The organism is Acidobacteriota bacterium, from assembly GCA_012729555.1.
GTDB lineage: Bacteria > Acidobacteriota > UBA6911 > UBA6911 > UBA6911 > UBA6911.
Genome location: JAAYCX010000024.1, coordinates 20554 through 28870 on the forward strand (window position 1 = coordinate 20554; position 8317 = coordinate 28870).

The window sequence follows — 8317 nt, forward strand, 5'->3', positions numbered from 1 at the left end:
CTCCAGATTATAGCATGGCGACCTTGATCGGCGCCCTCACTCCCCCCGGGGTTTCGGAAACGAGAGCGTGATCGTCGTCCCCTCTCCCTGCGCGCTCTCCACCCGGATGGAACCCCGGTGCGCCTCCATGATCTTCTTCGACTGGAAGAGCCCGATCCCCAGCCCCCCGCTCTTGGTGGTGCGGAAGGGGTGAAAGAGTTCCTTTTCGAAAAACTCCCGGCTCATCCCCCGGCCGTTGTCCGCCACCGCGATTTCCACCTGCTCCTCCCGGTCGGCCGTCCGCACGGTGACGGTTCCCTCCTCCCCGATCGCCTCCCGCGCGTTCAGGATGAGGTTCTGCAGCACCCGCCCGACCTCTTCCGCGTCCGCCATGACGGGGGACAGCGGTGAAAGCTCCAGCTTCAGGCGCTTTTCGAGCCCCGTATTCAGCGTATCGGCAACCTGCCGGACAACCTGACTTAAATCGATAGGTTTTTTGTTGGCCGCGAGCCCGCCGGAGAACGATTTCAGGCTGTTGCACAGCCGTTTCATCTTCTCCGCGGTGTCGTAGACCGACTGGAAGGCGTCCCGCTGGAACTCCGGGTTGTGCTGGTGCTTCGGCGCGTTCTGGGCGATGTAGGAGAGCGTCGAGGCGAAATTCTTCAGGTCGTGCAGCAGGAAGGTGGAAAAGGAGCGGAACGCCTCGTCCTCCTTGGCGGCCACCAGGGTGGCCAGCAGGTCCGATTTGTGGAACTCCCCCGCCGCGTGACCCGAAAGCGCGCGCAGAAACTCCCTCGCCTCGCCGTCGTACTCCCTCCCGCTCCGGTCGGGGCCGACGGTGATGACGCCCGCGATCCGGTTGCTCGACACCAGCGGGACCAGGAGCGCGGCGCGCGTTGTTTTCACGAACTCCCCGAGGGCGGCCCCGTCCCCGAGCGCCCGGATTTCCTCGAGCGTAAGGGGTTCCGATACGCTCTGCAGCGGCTCCACCACGCCCGTGACTTCCTTGTCGAGCCGGCCCACGATCAGGCCCGTGGCGGTCAGCAGCTCCAGCCGGTTCGGGTCCCAGCGCCGCACCCAGACGCTCACGTCGATCGCCCCCAGGGCGCGGTGCACGATGTCGGCCAGGGCCGCCGCCGTCTGGGGCGGGGGGTCGATGGAGCGCACCCGCTCGGTGGCCTCGAGCCAGAAGTGGCGGTAGTCGTAGCGGCCCGAGAAGACGTTGCGCCGGATCCAGGCGCGGGTCTTGTGCCGCAGCCCGGTCCCCAGGATCAGGGCGGTCAGGACCACTGCGGACAGGAGGAAGATCAACGCCTCGAGCGGGAGCCCCACCTCCCCCCAGCGGCTGGCCCATCGGGCGATCAAAGCCGAGGCGATGAGGTAGACCCCGACCGTGAGGAGGGTGACGGAACTGTAGATGGCGCCGTGGGATACGCTGATTCGGCTCTGTCCCGACCCCCGCCTCCACGCAATGAGGATGAAGCCGCAGGAGACGAGAAACATGCAGTGAAAAAGGCCGATCGACCCCGCGAGGAGGAGCCCCCCCGAGGGGGGGAAGAGCAGCGTCTGCGAACTGAGATAAATGACGGCGGCATAGAGCGCCCCGATCCCCAGGAAGAGGAACTTGAGTTCCCACCGGACGGTCTCGCTCGCCCCGCGCAGCGCCTGTTCGAGCCCGGCGAGCACGATGACCGAAACGATCAGGAGAAAGAGGGCGGCGGCATACCCGACAGGCCCGAGTGCGAGATACCCTTGCGGCGACTCGAACCCCAAGGCGTAGGGAGGCTCGATGGCGAAAAGGAGCGCCACCAGCAGTCCCGTCAGGCCAAGGGCGAGGGTGCCGTGGAGCCAGCGCGCCCGGCGGCTGAACGCCTGCACCGCCAGCAGCCCCCCCACGGCGGACAGGAGGATCAGGGTGAAGGACAGCCGTACCCCGTCGGCCGGGACCACCCCCGGCAGCCGCTCCCCGAAAGCGGCCACCGCGGCCGAAGCGCACGCCGGCAGGAGCATGAGCAGCAGCTGCCGCGACCCCGGCCCGAAGCGGGGAACGACAACGAGGAGCCCGGCCAGGACCAGGCCGAGAATAAAAGCTACGATTTCAATCCATTGCATAGCGAGCCCCGGGAAGTTTCCAGCACCTGGGCGAGCAGATCGTCGAGGATCTGTAGTTTAGCCTCCCACCCGCATTTTTGGCGAACATAATTCAGGGCTTTCCGAGCCCTTTCCTCCCTGCCGTTAGCATCGGCCAGCAGCTCGAGGAGCCCGCGCGAAAAATCCTCCGGCGTCCTCTCGGCCGTGAACACCAGGTCATCGGCCCCGGCGGGCAATCCCGCGGCCACCCGGGGGGTGGTGAGCACCGGGACCCCGGCGGCCATGGCCTCCAGGATCTTGTTCTGCACCCCCCGGGCGATGGCCAGGGGCGCGATCGAAACAAGCGCCGCAGACAGGTGGGTCCGGATATCGGGGACGTAGCCCGTCACCTCCACCCCCGGCCTGCGGGCCAGATTGCGCACCTCCCTGGAAGGCTTCGCTCCCGCGATGACGAAGCGCGCCCCGGGGCGTGCGGCGCGGATGGCGGGCCAGACTTTTTCGACAAAAAAGGTCACGGCCTCGACATTCGGGGCGTAATCCATGACCCCGACGAATACGATCCGTGTCCCCTCGGGCCGGCGCGGGAGCGCGCCGAAATGTTCCGTATCGACCCCGTTTTCCAGGATCTGCACCGGAACGCCGGGAATGTGAGCGCGGAAAAGCTCCGCCTCGCTCTGCGAGACCACGCAGGAGGCCTCGAATTCCGCCGCGATTTTCTGTTCATACTGCAGCAGGAGGCGACTTTCGCGCCCGTAGACCCAGCGCTTCACGCCACCGGAGTGCTCGGCCAGGCTGGCCCATTTTTGGGAATCGACATCACAGAAATGCATGATCCTGGGGGCTCCGCGGAAGCCTTCGGCGTAGGGGGCCATGGAACTGGAAAAGACGATAACGGCGTCGAACGGCTTCCGGGCCATTTCCGCGTCAACCTGCTTCTGAAGTGCAGGGCTGTGAAAATAGCCGAGGCTGAGCGGCTCCCGGCGCACGAAGGCGCGGGCCATTCCCGCCCCCCGCCGCAGCACGGGGTGATCGGGCGCAATCAGCCCGACCCCGAGTTCCTTCCGGAGCCTTTCGGCGTTTGGGCGGGTGCCCGGGTGGGCCAGCGAGCCGACGACCACCTCGTGGTTTTGGCCGAGATGTCTGATATGATGAAACACCGGGATCCGGTCCCCCCGGTCGGGAGGATAGGGAATCCGCTGGCAGAGGTAGAGTAGTCTCATAGCGCTGGATTATTTTTCAACTCGTACAGCCAGGATGCTTCCCGGCATTCCCATGCGTATGGCCATGCGATCGTATGCCTTGGCGACAAACCGCAATTTTTTTGGAAAATAATAATTTGTTTGCCCCACCCTGTAGAAATTCAAGATCAGCCTTGAACTGAAGGCGTGCGTCATCTTTTCTATCTGTTCAGGCCTGTTGCTTCGATAGAATACCTTGTAGTTTTCATATCGGCCGTCTCCACGCCTTCCATGTAGCTTGTTCAAATAGAAATCCTTGAGGTGCAGCATATCCATCATGATAGAGGCATGGACGAACCAGTGCCGGGAATCGACTGTAAATGCCCAAAATACCCCGCCCTTTTTGAGAATTCCATGAATTTTATCCCAAACCAGCTGTGGGTTCTCAAAATGCTCGAACACCATGACCGAAAACGCGATATCGATGGAATCCGCGGATATCGGGGCCTGCTCGAAAGTACATTGATATTTTGATGAGAAGTAGTCCCCAAGCCTGACATTCGCATCCGGTTCGACTCCGATGTATTCGAGCGAATGCTCGGCCAGGGAGCGCTGCAGGTTCTTGTCGTTGTCAAAACCGCCTCCGCAGCCGATATCGAGAACCCTCGGCCTTCCATTCAGCGCTTCCAGTCTTCGGGCGTCGGCCAGAATCATATCCCTCCAGACGGACGCCCTCCACTCTCCATTCCTGTATCGAGCCAGATAGGGTCGCCAGGATTTTGCCTGGTCCTCAGTCTCTGAATTCATGATGGGCACCATAGAGTGCCTGAATCCATAAAATCGCTGCCAAGGCTTAAAGGCGTGCCGGTCTGCGCCGGACAAGGCAAGGTGCAACCAGCTTAACACATTATCGGGGAAATCTGTTTTTTGAGTATTTTACCGACTGGTGGATTAAACTTGTTTCTGCCCTTGGCTGATTTCGGGTGTGGCGATCCGGTCTGTTCATGCGTCGATTCTGGAAGCAGGATCGATTTTCAGCCTTGAACCGGAACCAGGCGCATACCCTGACCGATCGAGCGCTATGGAATGCTCTGCCCATGATATCGAGTGAATTCGCGGCAAACAGGATCCGCCTTGCCCTGGTGCTTTCCGAACTCCGTCCCGGAGGGATGGAGAGGGTCGTGGTGCACCTGGCCGATGGACTGGCCGGTCGTGCTGTCCCGGTGGAAGTCCTCTGTCTGCAGGGTCCCGGCGCCCTGGCCCCCCTGCTTACAGGTAAGGGTATCTCCGTGCTGCCGCTCGAAAGCCACGCGGGCCGCGATCTGCGAGCCCTGTGGGGACTGCGTCGGGAACTGCGGCGGTCCGGACCGGATATCGTCCATCTTCACGATTATGCCAGTCTTCCCTATGCGGCCCTTGCCAACCTGTGCGGCGGAAGAAAACTGGTCTTTACGGCCCATGGTCTCCTGTATGACGGATTCGAGCCCCTGCGCAAACGGTTGCGGTTCTTCTCCCGCTTCCTTGACGGCATTTCCGCGGTTTCGGAAAAGGTGGCCGAGCGGCACCGGGAATATCTCGGCTGGCGCGGTCCGATCGACATCATCCCCAACGGAGTTCCCGAAGCGCCCCCCGATGCCGATGCCCGGCGCCGGGTACGCAGCGAACTGGGTTGTGCCGACGAGACGCATCTCTTTCTGGCGGTGGGCAACCCGCGTCCCGAAAAGGGTTTTGAGGACCTGCTCGAGGCGGCCGCGCTGCTGCGGAAGCAAAGCCATGCGTTCATGGTGGCGATTGCCGGGAGCCTCAACGAGAGCGAGTATTGCCGGGGACTGCTGGCCCGGCTGCAGACGCTGAACCTTAGCGACCACTGCCGCTTTCTCGGCTTCCGGCAGGATACCCCGGCCCTCTACTCGGCCGCCGACAGCCTCGTCCTTTCCAGTCGCAGCGAAGGTCTGCCGATGGTGATCCTCGAGGCGATGACGGCGGGTCTCCCCGTCATCGCCACCCGGGTGGGAGGCATCCCCGATGCCGTGGGGGATTGCGCCCGTCTCGTCGACGCCCGGAACCCCCCGGCGCTGGCCGAAGCCATGCTCGAGATCCAGTCGAGCGGCGAAACGCGGCGCACCCTAGGCGCGGCGGGGAAGGAACACGCGGCGAAACATCATGGAATCGGCCGGATGGTCGATCAGTACCTTGCCTGGTATGAGCGGATTCTGGCTAACCGGTGATTCCGTGACAGGCACCATTCCGCGGAAGGGTGGCCCGTGAACATTCTGTCCTTTTCCTACTGTTTTCCCAGCGAGCGCAATCCCAACTGGGGGGTGTTTGTCCAGCAGCGGCTGGCGGCGCTGGCGGAACTGGAGGCGCTTCAGGTCTGCTCGCCCGTCCCCTGGTTTCCGCTCCTGAAGCCGAGGCCGCTCCTTGCGGGGCCGGCGCCATGGCAGGGCCTGACCGTCCACCGGCCCGGTTTCTTCTACCTCCCGGGGTTCCTGAAGAACGGCGACGCCCGCTTCTACGCGCGCGGGGTGAGCCGCTGGCTGAAAGAGTTCTGCCGGGACTGGCGCCCCGACCTGCTCGACGCCCACTTCATCTGGCCGGACGGGGTGGCCGTCGCAGCGCTTGCGCAGGAACTGGGTATCCCCTACGCCATCACCCTGCGGGGCAAGATCTACGAATGCCTGAAGATTCCGGCGCAGGCGCGCCAGTGCGCCCGGGCGCTCGCGGGGGCGGCCGCCGTCATCAGCGTCTCCTCCCGGATGGCGGACGAGGCCCTGAAGCTGGGCGCGGACGGACGCAGGCTCCACGTGATCACCAACGGGGTGGATCTCGATCACTTCCACCCGCGCGAACGCACCGATTGCCGGCAACGGCTTGGTCTTCCGGTGGAGGGGCGGCTCCTGGTCACCGTCGCCCACCTGGGTGCGCGCAAGGGGCACCACGAGATGATCCGTGCCCTGGCACGCTTGCCCGAGGACGTGAGCCTGGTGATTGTCGGCGGGGAAGCCCAGGGGGGGACGGTGGAGGGACTGCGCGAGCTCGCGCGCGCCTCGGGAGTGGATGGGAGGCTCATCCTGCCGGGGCCCCAGCCCTATGATAGAATTCCCCTTTATTTCAGCGCCGCGGATGCCAGCGTGCTCGCCTCCTATAGGGAGGGGTGCCCGAATGCCGTACTGGAGAGCCTCGCCTGCGGCATCCCGGCCATCACCACCGAAGTGGGGGCGGTGCCCGATATCCTGCCGGTCCCGGAGGCAGGGCGGATCGTTCCGGTCCGGCAGGAAGGCCCGCTCGGCGATGCCATCGCCGAGGTATTGGGCCGCGAGTGGGATCCCCGTGAGGTCGCGCGCCAAAGCGGGGTGCGCTCCTGGAAGCGGGTGGCGGAGGAGGTGCGGGAGGTTTTTCGGTCTATTTGACTGTATTTATATGTTTTACGGATTCATGCGACAGGGCGGCGGGCGGAGGGGCTCCTGGCTCGAAGGAAGCTGGGCGGGTGCGGAAACTCATCGATCGGCCTGCCCCTGTCGATGTGTGTGGTTGCAGGATGAAACGGAGAGGGAATGAAACAGGTCAGGTCGATCAACCGGAAAAGGGTACAGCCGGACCGTCAGCGCCGGGTACTGGCGATTGTGGGAGACACCCAAGTAGGGTTGTGGGTGGTGCGCAGCCTGGCGCGCAACGGACTGGAAACCCACGCCATCACCAACACGGTCAATGGTCAGTCCGCGCACAGCCGTTACTGTGCCAGTTCCTGGCTCCTCGACCACAAGCCGGACCAGGAAGGTTTTGACGAGGAGATCCTGGCGCTTGCGCGCAGGCTGGATGTCGGTTCGATCATGCCGGTTTCGGAGGGTTTCCACAACCGGCTGATTTCCATGCGCGACCGGCTCGAAGCTGAGGGGATTCATCTCTTTTCCCCCTCCCGCGAATGCTTCGACAAGGCCACCGACAAGGACTATGTCCACGACCTCTGCCTGAAGCTGGGGATTCCGGCTGCCAGGGGGATGCGGCTCGACGAGCTGATGGAAAGCGGACCGGAATCCACCCTTGAATTCCCCCTGGTGATCCGCACCCGGAAGCAGAACGTGTCGGACGGCAAGGTGCCGCTCAAGGCCGCCTACGCGCGCAACCTCGACGAATTGATGAAATGGTACCGGCAGTTCGAAAGCTTCGCCTACAACGTGCTGGTGCAGGAGTACCACCCCGGCGCCGAGGAGCATGTGCAGATCCTGATGCACGACGGCGAGATGTTCATGACCGGCGATTACATCGGCGAGCACCACATGCCGCTGGCCGGCGGGGTGACGGTGCAGCGGATCAGCTGCCACCACCAGCCCGTGATCGACGACACGGTCAAACTCCTGAAGGCGCTCAACTGGCAGGGGATCGCCGGAGTCCAGTACCATTACGACCCGGCCACCGGCAAATACATCTTCCTCGAGGTCAATCCCCGTTTCAGCGGCGGGCTGCCGACGGTGGTCCGGGCCGGTTTCGAGGCCCCCTTCAACTTGTGGCAGACCCATTTCGAACCGGAGAAGATGCAGAAGACGGGGTACAAGCTCGGCCTGCGCAGCCGCATCCTCGGGGGGGACGCCAACTGGTTCCTGGGGCAGATGCGGCGAGACGAACTGCCGCCGGGGCAGACGCACTTGAGCCGGGTTCGAGCCGCGCTGACGATCCTGTGGCACAGCGGCCCCTGGACCAAGGACGATTCGCTCCTGCTTTCCGACCCGAAGCCGTTTTACGTCGATTTCAAGCAGATGCTGAAGAAGCTGGGTGCGCGCAGCCACGAAATCGTGAACTGAAAAGAGGGTCCATGCAGCCCGGAGTCCTGATCACCTTCGACGTGGAATGCAGCATGGGAGGGGCCTGGCAAAATCCGGACCTCCGGCCGGTCCCGCCCCGGCTCGGGATGATGGGGGAATACGGTGGGCGAAGGCTGGGGATCCCCCTGATCTGCGACATCCTCGAGCGTTCGCGCCTCGGCGCCACCTTCTTCGTCGAGCCCTTCAACGATGAACTCGGCTGGCCGGGGGAGACCGAACCGGTGGTGCGGCACCTGGCGGAGCGCGGCC

Annotated in this window: 7 protein-coding genes; 4 read left to right on the forward strand and 3 right to left on the reverse strand. The window is 63.8% G+C overall.

From position 1 onward, the window contains the following. Nucleotides 1-36: 36 nt before the first annotated feature. From prsK to GXY47_06470, 3 genes are read right to left on the reverse strand one after another with little or no spacing between them, the layout of a single operon-like run. The gene (prsK, locus tag GXY47_06460) at nt 37-2091 is read right to left on the reverse strand and encodes a PEP-CTERM system histidine kinase PrsK (protein NLV30784.1); all 2055 of its coding nucleotides are present in this window, start codon (nt 2089-2091) and stop codon (nt 37-39) included. Continuing rightward, nucleotides 2070-3290 carry a TIGR03087 family PEP-CTERM/XrtA system glycosyltransferase gene (locus GXY47_06465; GenBank protein ID NLV30785.1) on the reverse strand — a complete coding sequence of 407 codons (1221 nt, stop codon included), beginning with the start codon at nt 3288-3290 and terminating at the stop codon, nt 2070-2072. Before GXY47_06465 ends, prsK begins: the two co-directional genes overlap by 22 nt. Before the next feature lie 9 nt (nt 3291-3299). Continuing rightward, nucleotides 3300-3962, reverse strand: coding sequence for a class I SAM-dependent methyltransferase (locus GXY47_06470; GenBank protein NLV30786.1), 663 nt, complete (start codon nt 3960-3962; stop codon nt 3300-3302). 383 nt (nt 3963-4345) lie between these two features. Between GXY47_06470 and GXY47_06475 the strand changes: the two genes are divergently transcribed. From GXY47_06475 to GXY47_06490, 4 genes are all read left to right on the forward strand, one after another. Continuing rightward, nucleotides 4346-5476 carry a glycosyltransferase gene (locus GXY47_06475; GenBank protein ID NLV30787.1) on the forward strand — a complete coding sequence of 377 codons (1131 nt, stop codon included), beginning with the start codon at nt 4346-4348 and terminating at the stop codon, nt 5474-5476. Nucleotides 5477-5512: 36 nt separating this feature from the next. Further along, nucleotides 5513-6658: a glycosyltransferase family 4 protein gene (locus GXY47_06480; protein NLV30788.1), complete on the forward strand. Its 1146-nt coding sequence runs from the start codon at nt 5513-5515 to the stop codon at nt 6656-6658. A 144-nt stretch (nt 6659-6802) separates the two neighbouring features. Continuing rightward, nucleotides 6803-8047 (forward strand): carboxylate--amine ligase, encoded by a 1245-nt coding sequence (locus tag GXY47_06485; GenBank protein ID NLV30789.1) that lies wholly within the window; start codon nt 6803-6805, stop codon nt 8045-8047. Between the two features lie 11 nt (nt 8048-8058). Next, nucleotides 8059-8317: polysaccharide deacetylase (locus GXY47_06490; GenBank protein NLV30790.1), on the forward strand; the 259-nt coding region annotated here is incomplete at its 3' end.

Coding starts and splice junctions, on each gene's coding strand:
- prsK (NLV30784.1), bottom strand. CDS start 2,091: ATGCAATGGATTGAAATCGTAGCTTTTATTCTCGGCCTGGTCCTGGCC.
- GXY47_06465 (NLV30785.1), bottom strand. CDS start 3,290: ATGAGACTACTCTACCTCTGCCAGCGGATTCCCTATCCTCCCGACCGG.
- GXY47_06470 (NLV30786.1), bottom strand. CDS start 3,962: ATGATTCTGGCCGACGCCCGAAGACTGGAAGCGCTGAATGGAAGGCCG.
- GXY47_06475 (NLV30787.1), top strand. CDS start 4,346: ATGATATCGAGTGAATTCGCGGCAAACAGGATCCGCCTTGCCCTGGTG.
- GXY47_06485 (NLV30789.1), top strand. CDS start 6,803: ATGAAACAGGTCAGGTCGATCAACCGGAAAAGGGTACAGCCGGACCGT.